Below are 20,243 nucleotides of genomic sequence, written 5' to 3'. Positions count from 1 at the left end.
TTCCTTGACTTGCATTTTGAATGCAAATTTTTTATGCCTCAACCCCTTGACCTAGGGGATAACCATCATCCACATTTGTCTTTTGAATGCAAAACTGACGGCGAAAGGACGGCTCCAATGCTTCAACTCGACTCCCATCCCACCGGCAGGCACTTCCTGCAGATCCCGGGCCCGAGCCCGGTGCCCGACCGCATCCTGCGCGCGATGAGCCTGCCCACGATCGACCATCGCGGGCCCGAATTCGGCACGCTCGGCCGACAAGTGCTCACGGGCATCCGCAAGATCTTCAAGACGCAGCACCCGGTCATCATCTATCCGGCTTCCGGCACCGGCGCCTGGGAGGCCGCGCTGTCGAACACCCTGAGCCCCGGCGATCACGTGCTGATGTACGAGACGGGTCACTTCGCATCCCTCTGGCAGAAGATGGCGACGCGGCTTGGCATCTCGACCGAGTTCCTGGCCTTCAACGGCACCGACGAACACCTGCCGCAGGCGGCCGGCTGGCGCCGTGGCGTCCAGGCGGACCTGATCGAGGCGCGCCTGCGCAAGGACACGGAGAAGAAGATCAAGGCCGTGTGCGTGGTGCACAACGAGACCTCGACCGGCGTCACCTCCGACATCGCCTCGGTGCGCCGCGCCATCGATGCGGCAGGCCACCCCGCGCTGCTGATGGTGGACAGCATCTCCGGCCTGGCCAGCGCCGACTTCCGCCACGACGAATGGGGCGTGGACGTCACCATCAGCGGCTCGCAAAAGGGCCTGATGCTGCCGCCGGGCATCAGTTTCAACGCCATCTCGCCGCGCGCCCTCGAAGCCATGAAGAGCGCCAAGCTGCCCCGCTCGTTCTGGGCCTGGGACGAGATCGTCGAGATGAACAAGGACGGCTACTGGCCCTACACGCCGAACACCAACCTGCTCTATGGCCTCTCGGAAGCGCTGGACATGATCCTCGGCGAGGGCCTGGACAACGTCTTCGCGCGCCACCAGCGCTGGGCCGCCGGCGTGCGCGCCGCGGTGAACGCGTGGGGCCTGCCGATCCAGTGCGCCGACCCGGCCGTGTACTCGCCGGTGCTCACCGGCGTGATCACGCCTGAAGGCGTCGACGCGGACGCCGTGCGCCGCCTCATCCACCAGCGCTTCGACCTGTCGCTGGGCACGGGGCTGGGCAAGCTCAAGGGCCGCATGTTCCGCATGGGCCACCTCGGCGACAGCAACGACCTGACGCTCGTCGCGATGGTCGCCGGCGTCGAGATGGGACTGAAGCTCTCCGGCGTCAAGCTCGCCGGCAGCGGCGTGCAGGCCACGATGGATTACTTCGCCGGCCATGTCGCGCCGGCCGCCCTGCAAAAGGCGGCCTGAGCGCCCACGCGTTCACTCAAGAAAACGGAGACACCATGCAACGACGTTCCTTCATCCAGGCCGCAGGCGCGGCGGCGGCCGCCACCCTCGGCGTGCCCAGCGTGTTCGCGCAGGACTGGCCTTCGGGCCCCGTGCGCATCGTGGTGGGCTTTCCGCCGGGAGGCGGCACTGACGCACTGGCCCGCGTGGTCGCGCAGAAGCTGGCCGTGATGTGGAACCAGACCGTCATCGTCGAAAACAAGGGCGGCGTGGCTGGCGTGCTGGCGGCTGAGTACGTGGCGACGCAGCCGAGCGACGGCAGCACGCTGCTGATGGCGCACATCAACAGCCACGCGCTCGCGCCCAGCCTGCAGCCCAAGCTGCGCTACAACGTGGAGCGCGACTTCGTGCCGATCGTGCTGGTCGGCGTGACGCCCAACCTGCTGATCGCGAGCCCCACGCAGAAGGCCGTGACGGTGAAGGACATCGTGGCCCTGTGCGCTGCCGAGCCCGGCAAGGTGAGCTTCGGCTCCGCCGGCTCCGGTTCCGCGCAGCATCTGGCGCTGGAGATGTTCAAGCTGCAGGCCAAGGTCGATGCGATGCATGTGCCCTACAAGGGCAGCGGGCCCTTGCTGGCCGACCTGATGGGAAGCCAGATCCAGTACAGCTTCGAGACGATGACCGCCGCCACCCCGCACGTGAAGAGCGGCAAGGTGATCGGCGTCGCCCAGACGCGGCTCAAGCGCGCCAAGGGTCACCCGACCATTCCGACCATGCAGGAGCAGGGCTTCGACGGCTTCGAGGCCACCACCTGGTACGGACTCGCCGGCCCCGGCAAGCTGCCGGCTGGCATCGCCGACAAGATCAACCGCGACGTCAACACGGTGCTGGCGATGCCCGATGTGCAGGAGCGGCTCGACACCTACGGCGCCGAGGACGGCGGCGGCTCGCGCGAGAAGTTCTCCAAGTTCATCTCGAGCGAGATCGACAAGTGGGCCCGCGTCGTCAAGGACGGCAAGGTGAAGGTGGACGCATGACGGATCTGGCGGCATCCCTGGCATCGGCATGGCGCGAAGGTCGCGCGATGGATGCGGCGGCGTGGCGTGACAGCGTCGCAGATGCCGCGCAGGCCTATGAAGTGCAGGACCGTGTGGCGGGAGCGATGGGATGGTTCGGCACGGCCGCCGTCCCCGGCCACTGGAAATCAGGCGGTCCCTCGCGTGACGCAGTGCTCACGCATGCACCGCTGCCACCGGATGGCGTGCGCGCCAGCCCGGCGAACTACGGCAACATGCACTTCAATGCGCCCGGCATCGAATCCGAGATCGCGCTGCGTCTCGGCGAAGCCGTGACGCCCGAACGCGCCGCTGCGCTCACGCCGGAGACTGCGGCGGCCGTGATCGATGCCATGACCGTTTCGATCGAGATCGTCGATTCACGTTGGGAAGACCCGGCGAATGCTTCGGCCCTTCTGCGCCTCGCGGACCAGCAATCGCATGGTGCGCTGGTGCTGGGCGCCTGGGTGCCCTATGCCGCGCGCGACTGGGCAGCGCAAACCTGCGAGACACGGATCGGCACCAACCCACCCGATCTGCGCAAGGGTGCGCATTCGATGGGCGACCCCGCCTGGCTGCTGCCGATCTGGCTGCGGCATGTGACGCGCAACGGCGCGACCGTGCCGGCCGGCACCGTGGTGACCACGGGCTCGTGGGTGGGCGTGCTGCCGATTCGCCAGGGAGACACGGTGGTCGTCGAGTTCCCGGGCATCGGGCGGGCCGAAGCCCGCCTCTGAGCTTCCGGGATCAGACCACTCGAACCGAGAGGTTCGGCAATCCGTCGATGTGCATCTCGATCAGGTCACCGCGCACCACCGGCCCGACGTTCTCCGGCGTACCCGAATAGATGATGTCTCCGGGCATCAGTTCGAAGGCCTGCGACAGCCGGCTGATCTGCTCGGCCACCGACCAGATCATGTGCTTGAGCGTCGCGCTCTGCTTGGTCTGGCCGTTGACCTTGAGCCAGATCGCGCCGTCGGTGAAATGACCCACCTTCGCAACCGGATGGATCGGGCCGATCGGCGCCGAGCTGTCGAAGCTCTTGCCGATTTCCCATGGCTTCTTCTGGTCGCCCATCTCGCGCTGCAGGTCCCGGCGCGTCATGTCCAGGCCCAGCGAGTAGCCGTACACATGGGACAGCGCGTTCTCGATCGGGATGTTGGTGCCGCCCTTGGACAGCGCGACGACCAGTTCGGCCTCGTAGTGGTAGTTCTTCGTCAGGCTGGGATAGGGATGGTTGGGCACGGTGCCGGGCATGACGACCTGGATCGCGTCCGCCGGCTTCTGGAAGAAGAAGGGCGGCTCGCGGGTCGGGTCGGAACCCATCTCGCGCGCGTGTGCGGCGTAGTTGCGTCCGATGCAATAGATGCGGCGAACCGGAAAGACCTGCTCGCTGCCGACGATCGGAATCGTCGACGACGACACTTCGAAAGGCGTGCTCGGGGAGCGCGCGGCGCCGGCCGGCAATGCGCAACCGACGAGGGCTCCGCTGGCCATGGCGGCGGATGTCGCCAGCAGGCCGCGACGTGAACTGGGCATGTCTTGTCTCCTAAGGGTGCTCTGAAAAGATTCATTCTGGACCCGTATGCCCCTGCGATGCCGCACGTATTTACGCTGAACAAGGACACAACCCACACACCCGTGCGGAGCCCGCCCGATGCCCCCTTACGATCGCCCGATGCCGACCCCGTCCCGCCATTCCAGCCTCCGCCTCTACGGCATGCAAGAGCGCGCGAACCACCTCGATTTCGACATCCGTTTCGAAGGTGCCCGCGATGTTCTCGCGCGACCGCACCGGCATGAGTACTTTCAGATTCAGGTGAGCGTCCAGGGGGGCACGCAGCAAGTGATCGGCGGTGCGGTGCGGCCCTTCGGCACGGGCCATGTGAGCTTCGTCCTGCCCTATCGGGTGCACGTCGTTCCGCATCCGCCCGACTCCCGCTACGCCATCATCAATTTCGACCAGGGCTTTCTCTGGCCGGAACTCGACGTGGAAGCGCTGGACCTTGAGGAAGTCTCCATCGCCCGCCTGCCGGAACTCGCGCCGTTTCTCTTCCAGGAGTACGTCGACTTCCATTTCGGCGACGCGGACTCCGCACGCATCCTCGGCTGGCTGGACGAGTTGACCGTGCTGAACCAGACGCGCTCCTTCGGCACCCAGGGCGCGATTCGCGGCATCCTGCTGCAACTGCTCGGATTGGCCTGCCAGCGGCAGGAGGCGCAGTTGCTCGGACATGCGGCGCGCCACAGCGGCCGCAGTTCGCGGCACGACGCGCTGCAGCGCGTGATGCGCTACGTGCGCGAACACCTGCGCGAGGAGATGTCGCTCAACGACGCAGCGGCCGCGGCCATGCTGTCGCCCAACTACCTCGCCCACCTGCTGAAGAAGCAGACCGACCGCACCTTCACCGAACTGGTGACGGAGCGGCGGCTGGAACACGCGAAGGAACTGCTGCTGACCTCCAGCGACCGCATCGGCGATGTCGCGCACCGATGCGGCTTCGGCGACGCCGTCTACTTCGGCCGGCGGTTCCGGCAGTGGACCGGCGTCACGCCACGGCAGTTCCGCAACGAGGCCCAGGCCATGCGCACGCAGGCCTCAGGCTGATTGAAGGCCCGCGTGGCCCGCCTCGACCACGAAGCGGGCCTGCGTGTCGAATGCCGCATCGGCCACCACCGGATGCGCGGTCGCGCGGAACTCGCACTGCAGCTGTTGCGGCGTGATGTCGATGAACGCATGGCCGCGCTGGTCGCCCCGCGCATGGGCCACGTCGGGGTTGTCGCGTCGCATGCGCGCCATGGCCGCCATGCCGGCCCCCTTCGAAGTGACCGATCCACCGACAAATTCGGTCGCGACGATGGGCGAGGCGCTGTCGTTCGGCACCACGCGAAGGTCGGCCGCCGCATGACGGTGCACGTCGCCGCCCAACGCCACGAGGTTGCGTACGCCGGCCCGGTGAGCGCCTTGCAGCAGCCGGCGGCGAGCCTCGGGGTAGCCGTCCCATCCATCGGTCCAGACCTTGCGGCCCTCGGGCGTGTCGATCCCGGTGGCGCTGATCTGCGAAGACTGGCCGAGCAGCTTCCACTGCCGCGTCGAAGAGGCCAGGCCTTGTGCGAGCCAGCGTTCCTGCTCGGCTCCCAGCATCGTGCGGGCGGGCTCGGCGAGGTCCGCGCATCCGATGACCGTGCGGCCGACGTCACGCTCGGGATCGGGGCACGCATGGCGGCTGCGGTACTGGCGGCAGTCGAGCGTCCACAGTTCGGCCAGCCGGCCCCAGGTGTAGCGGTCATGGATGCGCATCGCGCTGCCCTGCGGCGGAACCAGCAGCGGCATGTGCTCGAAATAAGCCTGGTAGGCGGCCGCGCGTCGGCGCAGGAAGCGCTCCGGATCGTCGCGGGCCGGCTCGCGGTCGCCGGCATAGTCGTTGACGACTTCGTGGTCGTCCCAGGTCAATATCCATGGATGCGCAGCGTGGGCGGCCTGCAGGTCGGCATCGCCCTTGTAGAGCGCATGGCGGTCGCGGTAGGCGTTCAGCGTGTACGGCGTGCGGGTGCCGTGCTTGCGCACTTCGTAGGCGGGGCTGCTGCCTTCGTAGATGTAGTCGCCGACGAAGAGCACGAAGTCCAGTTCGCGCCCGGCGATTTCCCGATGCGACTTGAAGTAGCCCTGCTCGTAGTGCTGGCAGGAAGCGAGCGCGAAGCGCAGGCGCCGCACGTCCGCATCGGGCGCCGGCGCAGTGCGCGTATGGCCGACCGGGCTGGTCGCGTTGCCGCACCTGAAGCGATACCAGTAGTCGCGCTGCGGCTGCAGGCCCCGCGCGTGGACGTGCACGCTGAGGGCTCGCGACGCATCGGTCACCACCTCGCCGCGGGCGACCGAGCGACGCAAGGCCGCATCCGAATAGATCTCGTATTGGACGGCGCACGCGGTCTTCGCGTGGCGCGCCGCATCTTCCTCGCCGCCGGGCGCGAGCCGTGTCCACAGCACGACGCTGTCCGGACGAGGCTGGCCGCTCGCGACGCCGAGCGTGAACGGGTTCGAAGACCAGCGCGGCGCCGGCAGCACTTCTGCGCGCAACGGCGCAGCCCAGTTTCCCAATGCCAGCCACAGCGCGGCCCGGTTCAATTCTCTGCGGCTGAAATTCATGGCCGCGAATGTAGCGCGCTGCCGGCACTCGCTGACGAGCCCCCTATGATCGGCGCGCATTCGCAGCAAGGATTCGCGTGCTCAACGGTTTGTGGCTTGGCTTCTTTTTGACGGCAGCGGTGGCTGCGCTCGCGCGCTGGCTCGTCGGCGGCGACGCCACCGTGTTCGCGGCCGTGGTCGAGAGCCTGTTCGCGATGGCCAAGCTGTCCGTCGAGGTGATGGTGCTGCTCTTCGGCACGCTCACGCTGTGGCTCGGATTTCTTCGCATCGCCGAGGCGGCCGGCATCGTGGACCGGCTTGCGCGCCTGCTCGGACCGCTGTTTCGCCGGCTGATGCCCGAGGTGCCGCCGGGCCATCCGGCGCTCGGCCTCATCACGCTCAACTTCGCGGCCAACGCCCTCGGCCTGGACAACGCCGCGACGCCGATCGGGCTGAAAGCCATGCGCGAGCTGCAGACGCTCAACCCGAGCGCGACGACGGCGAGCAACGCGCAGATCCTGTTCCTCGTGCTCAACGCGTCGTCGCTGACGCTGCTGCCGGTCACGATCTTCATGTACCGCGCGCAGCTGGGCGCGGCCGATCCGACGATGGTCTTCCTGCCGATCCTGCTCGCGACCAGCGCGTCGACGCTGGTGGGGCTGCTGTCGGTGGCGGTCATGCAACGGCTGAAGCTGTGGGACCCGGTGGTGCTCGCCTACCTGCTGCCCGGTGCGCTGCTGCTCGGCGGCTTCATGGCGTTGCTCGCGACGCTGTCAGCTGCGGCCCTGGCATCGTTGTCGTCGCTGCTCGGCAACCTCACGCTCTTCGGCCTGATCGTCGCCTTCCTGCTGGTGGGCGCGATCCGGCGGGTCAAGGTGTACGAATGCTTCGTCGAGGGCGCGAAGGAAGGCTTCGACGTCGCGAAGAACCTGCTGCCCTACCTGGTCGCGATGCTGTGCGCAGTGGGCGTGCTGCGTGCTTCGGGTGCGCTCGACCTGGCGCTGGAAGGCATCCGGTGGCTGGTCGCGTGGACCGGGTGGGACACACGCTTCGTCGATGCACTGCCGACGGCGCTGGTCAAGCCTTTTTCCGGCAGCGCCGCGCGCGCGATGCTGATCGAGACCATGAAGACCCACGGCGTCGACAGCTTCCCTGCGCTGGTCGCAGCCGTGATCCAGGGCAGCACCGAGACCACGTTCTACGTGCTCGCCGTGTACTTCGGTGCGGTCGGCATCCAGCGCGCGCGGCATGCGGTGGGCTGCGCATTGCTTGCCGAGTTGGCCGGCGTGGTAGCCGCGGTCTGTGTGGGTTATTGGTTCTTCGGATAGATAGAGCTCGCCCCCAGGCTGGCCCGCGAACGTGCCGTGGCGGGATCGGCCAGAATAGCCCCTCACTCTCCCTCCCGCTTCCCCGTGACCGCTCCCGCCCAGGCGCAACCGCCTTCCTTCTCGACTGACGAGTTCCGCGCAGCCCTCGGCATGTTCGCGACCGGCGTGACGATCGTCACCGCGCGGTCCGGCAATGGCGCATTGGTCGGCCTCACGGCCAACTCCTTCAACTCCGTGTCGCTCGAACCGCCGCTGGTGCTGTGGAGCCTGGCGCGCAGTGCGGCCTCGATGGCCGCGCTCAGCACGGGGTCGCACTACGCGATCAACATCCTGGCCGCCAGCCAGAAAAACCTGGCGGAACGCTTCGCGAAGAAGGACGTCGACCGCTGGGCCGATGTCGCCTTCACCGACGGGGTCGGCGGCGCGCCGGTGCTGGTGGGCGCGGCGGCGAGCTTCGAGTGCTTCAACCGCAGCCGGTACGACGAAGGCGATCACGTGATCTTCGTCGGCGAAGTGGAGCGCTGCACGCACAGCACCGGGGCTTCGCCGCTCCTGTTTCACGGCGGACGCTTCTACACCGAGCATCCGCTCTGATGGCCGGGTCGAGTTCCCGCCGGGCGCATGCCTGCGTGCCATCGGTCGCCGTGCTGCTGCTCGCAGGCGTGACCGCCGCGCCGGCAGCCCATGCCGCCGACAGCGAGGCTCGGACCAACTTCTTCGACGACCCTTTCTTCCAGGTGTCGTCGGGCCTGAAGGACTGCCCCGTGCCATTGGGGCCGCTCTACACGCCCGCCGAAGTGCGCTCGCAAATGCACGGCCGCCTCGAACGCGGCACCAGTTGCTGGCTGGCCGGCCGCTGCAACGACAGCAATGCCTACCGCTATGACAAGACCATCGCCCCCGAAATCCGCGAGGCGCTGGACGCGGTGCCGGGCCTGCGCCGCAGCAGCGTATGGGTCACGGTACAGCGGCGCTGGATCTACCTGCAAGGCTGCGTGCCGACACGGGACCTCGCGCGGCGACTCGAACGCGCGGCAAAGGCCGTGCCCGATGTCGAGACCGTGGTACCCGACCTCATGACCGGCACGCGCGGCAAGCCGCCCTATCCGCTCGCCACGACTCAAGAAAAAGACAAAGAATGATCGACCGCAAGGACCACCTCGACTCCCGCGCCACCACCATCCTGATCGCCTGCTGCGCGTTCTGGGGCCTGCAGCAGATCCTCATCAAGACGACCGTCACCGAAGTGCCACCGCTCTGGCAGGCGTCGATCCGCATGACCGGTGCCGTCGTCCTGCTGTGGCTGTGGTGCAGGTCGCGCGGCGTGCCCCTGTTCGAGCGCGACGGCACGCTGCCGGGCGGACTGCTGGCCGGCGCGCTGTTCGCGGGCGAGTTCGTCTGCATCTACATCGGGCTGCAGCACACCTCGGCTTCCCGGCTCACGGTGTTTCTCTACACGGCGCCCTTCGTGGTCGCCGTGCTGCTGCCGCGCGTCGTGCCCTCGGAGCGGCTGCACGGCATGCAATGGGTCGGGTTGGCGCTGGCCTTCGCGGGCGTGGTGCTGGCCTTCAGCGAAAGCTTCGGGCACAGCACGTCGAGCCAGTTGCACGGCGATGCGCTCGCGCTCACGGCCGGCGTGCTGTGGGGACTCACGACCATGGCGATCCGCACCACGAAGCTCGCCACGGCCAGCGCCGAGAAGACGCTCTTCTATCAAATCGCAGTCACGGCGGCGGTTTCTCCGGTGCTGTCGCTGCTGCTGGGCGAGCGCTGGGGTTTCTCGTATTCGACCTACGCGTGGTTCTCGATCGCGCTGCAGACGGCCATCGGCGCCTTCGCGAGCTACCTGGCCTGGATGTGGCTGCTGCGGCACTACCCCGCGACGCGCATCTCGTCCTTCACCTTTCTGACGCCGCTGTTTGCGCTGGTGTTCGGCGTGGTGCTACTGTCCGAATCTCTCACCCTGCAACTCGTGCTGGCACTCGCCGGTGTGGCACTCGGGATCGTGCTGGTGAACCGGCGGCCCGCCCTGAAGCCATGAACTTCCAGCCCGTCCTCGACCAGATCAACGCCGAGATGCGCCCGCTGCTCGGCGCCGGCGGCGCGGTGGCCAGCTACATCCCCGCGCTGGCGCGCGTACCCGCGAACCAGTTCGGCATCGCCCTGCGGACGCGTGATGGCGTCGAGGCTTCGGCGGGCGATGCGGCCACACCCTTTTCGATCCAGAGCATCTCCAAGCTCTTCACGCTCACGCTCGCCATGCGGTGCATGGGCGATGCGCTGTGGGAACGCATCGGCCGCGAGCCCTCGGGCAACCCGTTCAACTCGCTGGTGCAACTCGAGAACGAACACGGCAAGCCGCGCAACCCCTTCATCAATGCGGGCGCGATCGCGGTGGCGGACCGGCTCGTGAGCCGGGGCCATGCCAAGCCCGACGTGCTCGCGCTGATGTCGAGCCTGTGCGGCGAAACGGTCCGCTACGACGAAGAGGTCGCCGCGTCCGAGGCAGCCACCGGCTACCGCAACATCGCGCTCGCCAACTTCATGAAGAGCTTCGGCAAGATCGACAACGCCGTCAGCGAAGTACTGGACATGTACTTCCACCAGTGCGCGATCCGCATGAACTGCCTGCAGTTGGCCCGCGCGGCGTGCTTCCTGTGCCGCGACGGCGCGCACCCCTTCGATGGCGAGCCGGAGATCACGACCGAGCGCCACACCCACCGCATCAACGCACTGATGCTGACCTGCGGCACCTATGACGCAGCCGGCGACGTGGCCTTCTCCATCGGCCTGCCCTGCAAGAGCGGCGTAGGCGGCGGCATCGTCGCCGTGGTGCCGGACCAGCTCACGCTGTGCGTCTGGTCGCCCGCGCTCGATGCCACGGGCAATTCGTTGCTGGGCATGAAGGCGCTCGAACTCTTCGTTGCGCGCACCGGCCTTTCCATTTTTTGATTCGCGCGACACGCGCCCCCCATGACAGAAGAAACCGCAACCCCCATTCAGGAAGCCACCCTCTGGAGCGACGAGCTCTGGACCGCGAAAGTCATCAAGAACGAGGACGACGACGGCTGGGCCGTCTCGATGACGCGCCACGGCGACCCCGAGCCCGCGCTGGTCGGTCCGTGGACCATGGGCCGCGACAAGAAGAACCCCAAGCCGCTCGACGCGCCGGCCTTCCACACGCTGGTGAAGACCGCCTCCGAAGTGCTGCGCCGGCACGAGCAGCAGTTGCACGCACAGCTCAACAAGCACCTGAGCATCGGCGCGGGCTCGGAGCGCATCCGCGTGTCGCTGCAGATCGTGCCCGACGAGGACAACCCGCATGCCGTGCTCCGGGCGCACGACGAAGCCGGGGAAACGCTGGCCGAGGCACGGGTGAGGCCCGACTTCAAGCTCAACACCGCGAGCGCGGAGGCCTGGATCGAAGGCGGCTTCCAGAAGCCGCGCTGATCAGCCGGCCGCGGCCCGGTCGCGCGTCGATTCGCGCACGACGAGTTCGGGCCGCAGTACCACCGTCGATGCCGACAGCGCCTTGCCCTCGATTTCATCGAAGAGCATTTCCGCCGCACGCCATCCCAGTTCGCGGTGCGGCAGGCGGATGGTGGTGAGCGGCGGATTCACCATGTCGACCAGCGGCATGTCGTTGTGGCCGGTGATCGAGATGTCCTCCGGCACGCGGATGCCCTGCTCGCGCAGCACGTCGTACGCCCCGAGTGCCACGAGGTCGTTGCAGCACACCACGGCCTCGGGTCGCGTGGGGGCAGCAAGCAATTGCTGCATCGCGGCCCGGCCGGCTTCGCGGCTGTAGCTTTCGCACTCGGCCACGCAGGCCAGCTCCAGGCCGCGGTCGCGTAGCGCCTGTTCCACGCCCTGCCGTCGGCCGACACCGGTCGGAATGTTCTGCGGGCCGGCCAGGTGGCCGATGCGCCGGTGGCCTGCTGACACCAGGTGGTCGACCGCGAGCTTCATCGCCAGCCGGTCATCGCTCACCACGGCGGGGAGGCGCCCGGTCTCGTCGGCGCGGTTGACGAGCACGGCATGCATGCCGGCCTTGGCGATGTAGTCGACCAGCGGATCGTCGCGCGTGGCGGTCGCCATCACCAGCCCGTCGACCCGCTGCGCCAGCATGCGTTCGACGATTGGCCGGGCCAACGCGTGGTCCACCACGTTGGTCACGAAGACGAAGTAGCCGCGCGCCGCGGCGCTGGCCTCGATGCCTTGCAGGATCGGCGGAAAGACCGGATTGGTGATGTCCGGCACCAGCACGCCGATGGTGTGCGTGCGCCCCGTGCGCAACGCCGAAGCCGCCCGGTTGGGCCGGTAGCCGAGCTTCAGCGCCGCCTCCTCGACCACGCGAAGCACCTCCGCGCTGATGAGCCCGCGCTTGTCGGGATTGAGGGCGCGGGACACCGTCGACACATGCACGCCCGCGGCCTGCGCGACGTCGCGAATGGTGACGGTGGAGGAGGCGGGAGGGTTCATGAGTGCAAACGATTGAACTTGAGGAATCTGCCTGTTTGACCCGGTTTTCATAAGGGTCAAGGGGATACCCTGATTTTACGTTCGGGCCAAACCGGAGTTTAATTTGCAAACGTTTGCATAAACCCCAGCCCACCATGAACATCGTCACCACCCCCGACTCCGTGCTGCAGATGGCGCTTCACGCCATGGAGCGCACACCCGACCCGCGCCTGCGGACCGTGATGGCCGCGCTGACCCGCCATCTCCATGCCTTCGTGCATGAAGTGAAGCTGACCGAGGACGAGTTCGAGCACGCGCTCGGCTTCCTGGTCGCCATCGGCCAGGCCAGCGGCGACACCAAGAACGAGGTTGTACTGGCGGCCGATTTGCTCGGCGTGTCGACGCTGGTTGCGCTGCTCAACAACCAGGACCCGCAAGGCGAATCGCCCGCCGCGCTGCTGGGGCCCTTCTGGCGCGCCAACGCGCCCGTGTGCGATGCGGGCGAGAACATCGCGCGCTCCGAGACGCCGGGCGGCGTACCGCTTGAGGTGTCGGGCAGCGTCCGCACCGCCGACGGACAGCCGGTGGCCGGCGCCACCGTCGATGTCTGGCAGGCCTCGCCCGTGGGCCTCTACGAGAACCAGGATGCGGCGCAGGAAGACATGAATCTCCGCGGCCGCTTCCAGACCGATGCCGAGGGACGCTTCCACTTCCGCAGCGTGCGGCCGGCCGGCTATCCGGTGCCGACCGATGGACCTTGCGGTGACCTGCTGCGTGCGCAGCTTCGGCATCCGAACCGTCCGGCGCACCTGCACTTCATGGTCAGCAAGCCGGGGCACAAGGTGCTGATCACGCAGGTGTTCGCGGACGACGACGAGAACCTCGAAAGCGATCCAGTGTTCGGCGTGACGCGCAAGCTGATCGGGCGCTATGCGCTTGAGCAAGGCGGACAGCGCGCGACCCTGCAGCACGACTTCGTTCTGGAACCGGGGGAGATGAAGTTCCCTCGCCCACCGATACCTTGAGCACCCCCAGGCTTGCCCAGTTCGTGTGGCCGCCTACCCCCTTGCAGGGGGCGCTGCTGGCGGACTGGCGAAGCCGGGTCCGCGGCAGCCCCCGGACGCCCCTTCAACGCGACTTCAACTTGGAAAATTCATGAGCTTTGACCCCGCAACCCGACTCGACGGCAAGGTGGCCGTCATCACCGGCGGCCTCGGCGCGATCGGCTACGCGAGCGCCCGCCGGCTCGCAGCGCTCGGTGCGACCTGCGTGCTGCTGCATCGCAAGGGCGAGGACGCTGACGCCCGCGCTGCCGCTCTGCCCAGCGCCGCCGGCCAGCGTCATTCGGCGATCCGCGCCGACATCGTCGACACGCCCAGCCTGCAACGCGCGGCATCCGAAGTGCAATCCACCTATGGTCGCGGCGACATCCTCGTGAACAGCGCCGGCCACACGCGGCCGGTGCCCGCGGCCGATCTCGACGCGCTGACGGACGAACTCATCGACGAGCTACTGCGCGCCAACTTCCGCGGCGTGTTCGCCACCATCCGCGCCTTTGCGCCGCTGCTCAAGGCAAGCGGTGACGGGCTGGTGGTCAACATCTCCTCTATCGCCGGATTCACCGGCGTTGGCAGCAATCTCGCCTACGTCGCGGCCAAGGCCGGGCTGGACGTGGTGGGCGACGCGCTCGCCAAGGCACTGGCGCCGGCCGTGCGCGTGGTGTCGGTATCGCCGGGCGCGGTCGAATCCGCCTTCGTGCCGGGACGCGGCGACGACTTCAAGGCCAAGATGGCCAGCACGACGCCGCTGGGGCGTATCGGACTGCCTGAAGACGTAGCCGCCACAGTGGAGGCGCTCGCGACGACGCTGCGCTTCGTCACCGGCACGCGCATCGTGGTCGATGGAGGGAGACACCTGTGAGCACGAAGACCCTCATCACCTGCGCCGTCACGGGCAACCTCGTGAAGCCGGAGCAGACGCCGCACCTGCCGATCACCCCTGCGCAGATCGCGGACGAATGTCTCGCCGCTGCGGAAGCCGGTGCCGGCCAGGTCCACATCCACGTGCGAGATCCCGAGACGGGCCGCCCCTCGATGCAGGTCGAGCTGTACCGCGACGTCGTGGACCGCATCCGCCGCGTCAACCGCGAGCTGATCATCAATCTCACCACCGGGCCCGGCGGCCGCTTCATCCCGAGCGAGGACGACCCCAAGGTGGCGGCGCCGGGCAGCACGCTGCTGCCGCCGGAAAAGCGCGTCGAGCACATCGCACTGATCAAGCCCGACGTCTGCTCGCTCGACCTCAATACGATGAACTCCGGGCCCGACGTCGTCATGAACACGCCGAAGAACGTGCGCCGCATGGCGAAGGTGATTCGCGACGCCGGCGTGAAGCCCGAGCTGGAGATCTTCGACTCGGGCGACATCCACATGGCGCTCGACCTCATCGCCGACGGCACGCTCGAAGGGCCCGCCATGTGGACGCTGGTGCTCGGCGTGAAGTACGGCTTCATGCCGACGCCGCAGACCGTGCTCTACGCCCGCGACATGCTGCCGCGCGGGGCCTTCTGGAGCGCCTTCGGCATCGGCCGCATGGAGTTCCCGATCGTCGCGCAGGCATGGCTGCTCGGCGGCCATGTGCGTGTCGGCATGGAGGACAACATCTATCTTGAAAAGGGCGTGCTCGCGCAAAGCAATGCGCAGCTCGTCGCGAAGGCGCGCGACATCATCCAGAGCCTGGGCGGCGAAGTCGCGAATGCGCGCGAGGCGCGTTCGATGCTGGGACTGCGGGAGGGCCGGGCATGAGCGCGGTGATCAATGACAGCGCCCGCGCATTGCGCGTGAGCCAGAAGGCGGCGAACCTGGACGCCCTTCGACTCGAAGCAGCACCACAACCCCAACCCGTCGCCAAGCCCGGCTTCGCGGTGGTCAAGGTCGGCGCCGCGGCCGTCAACCCCAGCGATGTGAAGGCGGCGCTGGGCCTGATGCCGCAAGCCGTGTGGCCGCGTACACCGGGCCGCGACTTTGCCGGCGTGGTGGTGGACGGTCCGAGCGACTGGATCGGCCGCGAGGTCTACGGTTCGGGCGGCGACGTCGGCATCACGCGTGACGGCTCGCATGCGCGCTTCCTGGTGCTCCCGGTGGCGGCCCTGCGCGACCGGCCGCGCAGCATCTCGATGGACGAGGCCGGCGCCGTCGGCGTGCCCTTCGTCACGGCCTACGAAGGCTTTCGCCGCAGCGGCATGCCGCAATCGGGGCAGACGGTGCTGGTGCTCGGTGCCAATGGCAAGGTCGGCCAGGCTGCAGTGCAGCTCGCTGCGCAAGGCGGCGCGCGCGTGATCGCGGTGCAGCGGCGTGCCGGCGCTTTCGAGGGCTTCGCGAGTTCGCCGGTCGACGTGGTCGATGCCACGCAGGGCGACATCGCTGCCCGCGTGCGCGAGCTGACGAACGGGCGCGGCGTGGACATCGCCTACAACACCGTCGGCAGCGCCTACTTCGATGCCGCGAACAAGTCGATGGCCAAGGGCGCGACGCAGATCCTGATCTCCACGCAGGACCGCGCGGTGCCCTTCGACATCTTCGCGTTCTACCGCGGCATGCACACCTATGTCGGCATCGATTCGCTCGCGATGGACTGCATCGCCTCGACCGCGCAGCTCGACGCGATGCGCGAAGGCTTCGAGCGCGGCACGCTGAAGCCCTTCCCCGTGGCGCGTGCCTTCGCGCTCGACGAGGCGCTCGATGCCTACCGCCTGGTGCTGTCGGGCAGCACCGACCGCGTCGTGCTGCGACCCTGAGGAGAAGCAAGCCATGCACGTCACCCGATTCGATTCGGCGCCGGCCTACGAGGCGCCCAACCACTTCGACATGCGATGCCTGCGCCTGCAAGGCAAGGACGCCGGCCCTTCGACGCAGATGTGGATGGGCATGAGCCAGATCCTGCCCGGCGGTCACACCACGCTCGACGGCTCGCCGATCGAAAAGCTCTACCTCGTGCTCGAAGGCAGGCTGACCGTCGTCTCCGAACTCGACGGCCGGCAGGACGAGCAGGAACTCGGCCCCTATGACAGCTGCCGCTTCGCGCCCGGCGAGAAGCGACAACTCGCCAACCGCACCAACCGCCCGGTGCTGGTGGCGCTGGTGATGGCGAACGCGCCGCCGCCCGCCTGAGCGGAAGCGCATCCCGCCCACGTCGAAATCCATCCCCCCGCGATTCAACGATTCCAACGGAGACACACCATGACGACATTCTTCCCAGGCCGCCGACAGCTTCTCACCGCCGCCCTCGCCTTGTGCGCCGTGGCTGGCGCCCACGCCCAAGGCGACTGGCCACGCGGCCAGACGGTCCGCATCGTGGTGCCGTTCACCGCGGGCAGCGGCACCGACATCGTGGCGCGGCTGATGGCGGAAAAGCTCGGGCCCGCGCTGGGCACCAGCGTGATCATCGACAACAAGCCCGGCGCAGGCGGCACGCTCGGTGCGGCGCAGGTCGCCAAGGCACCGGCCGATGGCTACACGCTGCTCATCCATTCGGCCGGGCATCTGGTGAACCCGTCGATCTATCCGAACCTCTCCTATGACACGTTGAAGGACTTCGCCGGCGTCACGCCGCTGGCGAGCCTGCCCAACGTGCTCGTCACCTCGCCCAACAAGTTTGTCGATGAAAAGGACCTGGTCGCGCAGGTCAAGGCCAAGCCTGGCAGCTTCAACTATGGCTCGGCGGGCAATGGCTCCGCCACGCACATGAACGCCGAGGTCTTCCGCCTCGCTGCCGGCCTGCAGGCCCAGCACGTGCCCTTCCGCGGCACGCCGGAAGCGATGACGGAGGTGATGGGCGGGCGCATCGACTGGTTCTTTGCGCCCATGGTGTCCGCGCTGCCGCTGATCAAGGACGGCCGCCTCAAGGCCCTGGCCGTCGGCACCGACAAGCGCTCGGCCGTGATGCCACAGATCCCGACCACCGTCGAGGCCGGCGTGCCCGGTTCCGAATACCTCTTCTGGGTGGGACTCTTCGCGCCCGCCAAGACGCCGAAGCCCGTCGTCGATCGCCTGCAGGCCGAGGTCGCGAAGATCATGGTCGCGCCGGACCTCAAGGACCGGCTCGACAAGCTCGGCGCTGAGCCCTTCACCATGCCTTCGGCGCAGTTCGACAAGTTCCTCGTGGACGAGACGGCCAAGGCGCAGCAGGTGGTGAAGGCGGCGGGGATCAAGGTGGACTGAGGGGCAGCCGCCCGCATCCGAATGGCCCGCTTCGGCGGGCTTTTTCTTGATGTACGCTTTGTGAGCCCATGTCACTGGGCATCCGAAGAGCTGCGAGGCTCGTAAAAAAGTCAGTCAGGGAAAGTAAGAAAAATGGAACGAAAGTTCATTGTGGTCGGCGATCCGCCGGCCCCGGGAGGCTGCGCGCTTCCCCATGCCGGCCGAAAGTTCACGATCCACGGCCACCAAGTCGCCCTTATCGGAGGACGTGTCCACTGCGAGGGCTGCAACAGTGTCGGCGTCATCGCCAAGGCGGGCGGGCCGAGACGAATGCAGTTCATTTCGGAAGTTGCTCTGGAAGGCGATGTCGTCCTCTGCCATTGCCCGACTCCACAGGCCCTCATCGCGACGTTGCAGCACAGGGCGACCTATGAGGACATGGCAGGGGGCAGTGGCACTTTCGACCTGAGCATGGTTGGACCGGGATGGTTTCGCCATGACGCCACGAGCATCGCAGCGAGCAAGAAGTTGGTTGATTCAGAGGTGATTCATCCGCCCGAGGCGGAGCAGACGGAAAACATCTGCCCCAACATGACCAACAAGGAGTTCTGCACAATGATGCTGGACTTGCGCGACAAGGCCGTCTCGCTCATATCGAAGAAGCGACTTCCCGAATTGAGGCGCTGGGGCGAAGTCGATCAAGCCAGGGTGAGGGAATGGTTCGGGGTTGCCGACTTGTCGATACGAGACTATCTACGGAACGGACTTTCGGCTTGCGAGTCGGTGCTAAAAGGACTGGACTGCAGGAATTTCATCCGCCTAACCAGCAGTGGCAAGCTTCTGAGCTGCGTCATTCCAAGCCACGGGCAGGAGACTGTCGCGATGGTTTGCAAGCCGGACGTCGAAACACACACAATTGCCTTCAATACATCTTTTTGTGAGATCCGTTCAACTTCTTCGAGCCTGGACTCGAAGTTGTCAACTCTCATTCACGAAGTAACACACTTCAATGACACCTTCGGTAGCTTGGATGCCATCTACTATTTAGCCCAGTCTCGGTCCGAGGCAAAACTGAATCCGAGAATGGTGAAAGTCAACGCGGACAGTATTGCGGGATACGTCGTTTGGGGCGAGGTGTTTCATGCGAGCTAACTGGCTTTTGGCTTTGTTCGTGCTCACATGGTTTCCCTGCGACGCAGCAGCGTGCCAGCGCATTGTTCAGACTACGTTCGCATTTTCGACAGAATCCGCCGACCTCGATCGCACCCAGATAGTGAGGTTGAAGCAGTGGATCGATGAGGCGGAGGCACTTTTCTCAAGATACAAATCCGCAAGCGTTGAAGCTGGTGCGACCGTTAAAACACCAGGAAGGACTTGGGACGAAGCTGTACGACTCGCGCAAATGCGCGCCGACAAGGTAGCTGGTGCGCTGGAGATCCTATTCCCCGCGCCTCCCATCCCTGTTCAGAAGTTCGCGCATGCATTTCGGGAAAGGCAAGTCCCAGATCCTCAGAACAACGAATTCGTAGCGATTCAGCTCTATCCCGATCTCCAATCGTCGAAGTTGCCGGATTGCAATCCCAGCCTTCCAGACGGTCTAGAGCCTTGACGCGTTCAGCTCTCGTCCTTGGCTCTCGATCAAATGAAGCGCACGACAATGGTGAACAACGGGCACTCGTCACTCGGCGGATAGCGAAAAGTTTGAATGATCAGAGGCTCGAACTGACGGATTCCAAGCCACATGCCGCATTTGGCAACGCGAGCCGCCTTGCCGGTTGCGCCCTGAATGGCTGCGCCCTCTTGATTGCCTTCCTGGCCACGCCTTCAGTGTTTGCATGCAGCCCGATCAAGTCGATCGACATCTTCTTTTCCAAGGGTTCGGCGGCCGTGTCGGTGGCCCAGGGTCTGCGTCTTGCTGAATGGACAGCGACTCTCCGTGCGCAATATCCCAGCCGTCAACTGATTTCCATTGCTGCGAACGTGGAGAAAGGAGAGCGCGGCGGAGCGGCGCTGGGTGAGCTTCGCAAGCGAGTGATCGAAGATTTGATTGACGATCTGGATTTCACCGCGGCGGAGAAATCAACCGGCGGTGAAGTGCATGTGCTTCCGGCTGGAGCGTTGGGTCCTGGCGCTCGCAATGACGTGAAGCGCGTCGAGGTGACCCTGCTCCCTGCATGTCCGCATGAGTGTCCGTGCCAGAACCAATGACTTCGGCGAATCGGCCGAAGCCCGGATGACTTGGTCCGCGCGTTTATGGTCTACGCTTCGGCATGTTGCTGCTCCACACCACCCTCCTCTTCCTGCACCTGCTCGCTGCCGCCTTCTGGGTCGGCGGCATGGCCGTGATGCACTTCGCCGTTCGACCGGCCGCCGTGGCGACGCTGGAGCCGCCGATGCGGCTGCCCTTGCTGGCGGCGACGCTCTCGCGCTTCTTCGTCGGCGTCTGCGCGGCCATCGTCGTGGTGCTCGCGAGCGGGTTGCTGATGGTCTGGATGTCGGGCGGGTTTGCGCGTGTTCACTGGAGCGTGCACGCCATGCTCACGGTCGGACTGGTGATGATGGCGCTGTTCCTGCACATTCGCTTTGCGCCCTATCCGCGTCTGCAGCGCGCCGTCGCGGCTCGCGAATGGCCGGTGGCTGCCGCCAACCTCAATGTGATTCGCAAGCTGGTCGCGGTGAATCTGGCGCTGGGCGTGCTGGTGTTCGCTTTCGCGGTGATCGGTCGATCCGTCTGAGC

The 20,243-nt window shown here is 66.6% G+C and carries 22 protein-coding genes; 19 read left to right on the top strand and 3 right to left on the bottom strand.

Annotation, left to right across the window (positions count from 1 at the left end; all coding sequences use genetic code 11):
* Nucleotides 1-117: 117 nt before the first annotated feature.
* From QTH90_RS14865 to QTH90_RS14855, 3 genes are read left to right on the top strand one after another with little or no spacing between them, the layout of a single operon-like run.
* A complete protein-coding gene (locus QTH90_RS14865) occupies nt 118-1,359 on the top strand; it encodes a pyridoxal-phosphate-dependent aminotransferase family protein (RefSeq protein ID WP_286665318.1) in 1,242 nt (413 codons plus the stop codon).
* 35 nt (nt 1,360-1,394) lie between these two features.
* Entirely contained in the window at nt 1,395-2,375 is a 981-nt protein-coding gene (locus tag QTH90_RS14860; RefSeq protein WP_286665317.1) for a Bug family tripartite tricarboxylate transporter substrate binding protein, read from the top strand.
* Entirely contained in the window at nt 2,372-3,130 is a 759-nt protein-coding gene (locus tag QTH90_RS14855) for a fumarylacetoacetate hydrolase family protein (RefSeq protein ID WP_286665316.1), read from the top strand. Before QTH90_RS14860 ends, QTH90_RS14855 begins: the two co-directional genes overlap by 4 nt.
* A 10-nt stretch (nt 3,131-3,140) precedes the next feature.
* Here QTH90_RS14855 and QTH90_RS14850 read toward each other — a convergent pair whose 3' ends face one another.
* On the bottom strand, nt 3,141-3,932 hold the full coding sequence (locus tag QTH90_RS14850; RefSeq protein WP_286665315.1) for a fumarylacetoacetate hydrolase family protein: 792 nt from the start codon (nt 3,930-3,932) through the stop codon (nt 3,141-3,143).
* Nucleotides 3,933-4,071: 139 nt separating this feature from the next.
* Here QTH90_RS14850 and QTH90_RS14845 point away from each other — a divergent pair, with 139 nt between their 5' ends.
* The gene (locus tag QTH90_RS14845) at nt 4,072-5,001 is read left to right on the top strand and encodes a helix-turn-helix domain-containing protein (protein ID WP_286665314.1); all 930 of its coding nucleotides are present in this window, start codon (nt 4,072-4,074) and stop codon (nt 4,999-5,001) included.
* Here the strand turns inward: QTH90_RS14845 and QTH90_RS14840 are convergent.
* On the bottom strand, nt 4,993-6,540 hold the full coding sequence (locus tag QTH90_RS14840) for an alkaline phosphatase D family protein (protein ID WP_286665313.1): 1,548 nt from the start codon (nt 6,538-6,540) through the stop codon (nt 4,993-4,995). The genes QTH90_RS14845 and QTH90_RS14840 overlap by 9 nt on opposite strands.
* A 77-nt stretch (nt 6,541-6,617) precedes the next feature.
* On the opposite strand from QTH90_RS14840, the gene QTH90_RS14835 reads away from it, so the two are divergent.
* The 6 genes from QTH90_RS14835 (at nt 6,618) to QTH90_RS14810 (ending at nt 11,297) form a co-directional block, all read left to right on the top strand.
* A complete protein-coding gene (locus QTH90_RS14835; RefSeq protein ID WP_286665312.1) occupies nt 6,618-7,847 on the top strand; it encodes a spore maturation protein in 1,230 nt (409 codons plus the stop codon).
* A gap of 150 nt (nt 7,848-7,997) precedes the next feature.
* Entirely contained in the window at nt 7,998-8,441 is a 444-nt protein-coding gene (locus tag QTH90_RS14830; protein WP_444814725.1) for a flavin reductase family protein, read from the top strand.
* Nucleotides 8,441-8,989: a BON domain-containing protein gene (locus QTH90_RS14825; RefSeq protein ID WP_286665310.1), complete on the top strand. Its 549-nt coding sequence runs from the start codon at nt 8,441-8,443 to the stop codon at nt 8,987-8,989. Before QTH90_RS14830 ends, QTH90_RS14825 begins: the two co-directional genes overlap by 1 nt.
* The gene (locus QTH90_RS14820) at nt 8,986-9,888 is read left to right on the top strand and encodes a DMT family transporter (RefSeq protein WP_286665309.1); all 903 of its coding nucleotides are present in this window, start codon (nt 8,986-8,988) and stop codon (nt 9,886-9,888) included. Before QTH90_RS14825 ends, QTH90_RS14820 begins: the two co-directional genes overlap by 4 nt.
* Nucleotides 9,885-10,799, top strand: a complete 915-nt coding sequence (locus QTH90_RS14815) for a glutaminase (protein ID WP_286665308.1) — start codon at nt 9,885-9,887, stop codon at nt 10,797-10,799. The genes QTH90_RS14820 and QTH90_RS14815 overlap by 4 nt, the downstream gene beginning before the upstream one ends.
* Nucleotides 10,800-10,820: 21 nt before the next feature.
* Nucleotides 10,821-11,297 carry a hypothetical protein gene (locus QTH90_RS14810; protein ID WP_286665307.1) on the top strand — a complete coding sequence of 159 codons (477 nt, stop codon included), beginning with the start codon at nt 10,821-10,823 and terminating at the stop codon, nt 11,295-11,297.
* On the opposite strand, the gene QTH90_RS14805 is transcribed toward QTH90_RS14810, so the two are convergent.
* A complete protein-coding gene (locus QTH90_RS14805) occupies nt 11,298-12,329 on the bottom strand; it encodes a LacI family DNA-binding transcriptional regulator (protein ID WP_286665306.1) in 1,032 nt (343 codons plus the stop codon).
* Nucleotides 12,330-12,463: 134 nt separating this feature from the next.
* Here QTH90_RS14805 and QTH90_RS14800 point away from each other — a divergent pair, with 134 nt between their 5' ends.
* The 9 genes from QTH90_RS14800 to QTH90_RS14760 all read left to right on the top strand — a co-directional run bounded on the left by QTH90_RS14800 (nt 12,464) and on the right by QTH90_RS14760 (nt 20,241).
* Nucleotides 12,464-13,333: a dioxygenase family protein gene (locus QTH90_RS14800; protein ID WP_286665305.1), complete on the top strand. Its 870-nt coding sequence runs from the start codon at nt 12,464-12,466 to the stop codon at nt 13,331-13,333.
* A gap of 130 nt (nt 13,334-13,463) precedes the next feature.
* The gene (locus QTH90_RS14795; RefSeq protein WP_286665304.1) at nt 13,464-14,228 is read left to right on the top strand and encodes an SDR family NAD(P)-dependent oxidoreductase; all 765 of its coding nucleotides are present in this window, start codon (nt 13,464-13,466) and stop codon (nt 14,226-14,228) included.
* Entirely contained in the window at nt 14,225-15,112 is an 888-nt protein-coding gene (locus QTH90_RS14790) for a beta-keto acid cleavage family enzyme (protein ID WP_286665303.1), read from the top strand. Before QTH90_RS14795 ends, QTH90_RS14790 begins: the two co-directional genes overlap by 4 nt.
* Nucleotides 15,109-16,104 carry a quinone oxidoreductase family protein gene (locus tag QTH90_RS14785; RefSeq protein WP_286665302.1) on the top strand — a complete coding sequence of 332 codons (996 nt, stop codon included), beginning with the start codon at nt 15,109-15,111 and terminating at the stop codon, nt 16,102-16,104. Before QTH90_RS14790 ends, QTH90_RS14785 begins: the two co-directional genes overlap by 4 nt.
* A 13-nt stretch (nt 16,105-16,117) precedes the next feature.
* A complete protein-coding gene (locus QTH90_RS14780; protein ID WP_286665301.1) occupies nt 16,118-16,477 on the top strand; it encodes a cupin domain-containing protein in 360 nt (119 codons plus the stop codon).
* A 69-nt stretch (nt 16,478-16,546) separates the two neighbouring features.
* The gene (locus QTH90_RS14775; protein ID WP_286665300.1) at nt 16,547-17,527 is read left to right on the top strand and encodes a tripartite tricarboxylate transporter substrate binding protein; all 981 of its coding nucleotides are present in this window, start codon (nt 16,547-16,549) and stop codon (nt 17,525-17,527) included.
* Nucleotides 17,528-17,659: 132 nt separating this feature from the next.
* On the top strand, nt 17,660-18,658 hold the full coding sequence (locus tag QTH90_RS14770) for a M35 family metalloendopeptidase (RefSeq protein WP_286665299.1): 999 nt from the start codon (nt 17,660-17,662) through the stop codon (nt 18,656-18,658).
* 453 nt (nt 18,659-19,111) lie between these two features.
* Nucleotides 19,112-19,714 carry a hypothetical protein gene (locus QTH90_RS14765; RefSeq protein ID WP_286665298.1) on the top strand — a complete coding sequence of 201 codons (603 nt, stop codon included), beginning with the start codon at nt 19,112-19,114 and terminating at the stop codon, nt 19,712-19,714.
* Between the two features lie 62 nt (nt 19,715-19,776).
* Complete coding sequence (locus QTH90_RS14760) at nt 19,777-20,241, top strand: CopD family protein (protein WP_286665297.1); 465 nt, start codon at nt 19,777-19,779, stop codon at nt 20,239-20,241.
* The last annotated feature ends 2 nt before the right edge of the window (nt 20,242-20,243 follow it).

Origin of the sequence: Variovorax flavidus (assembly GCF_030317145.1) — a bacterium.
Classification (GTDB): Bacteria; Pseudomonadota; Gammaproteobacteria; order Burkholderiales; family Burkholderiaceae_C; genus Variovorax; species Variovorax flavidus.
Note: the sequence above shows the minus strand (reverse complement) of the source record. Positions and strands in the feature narration are given on the sequence as shown.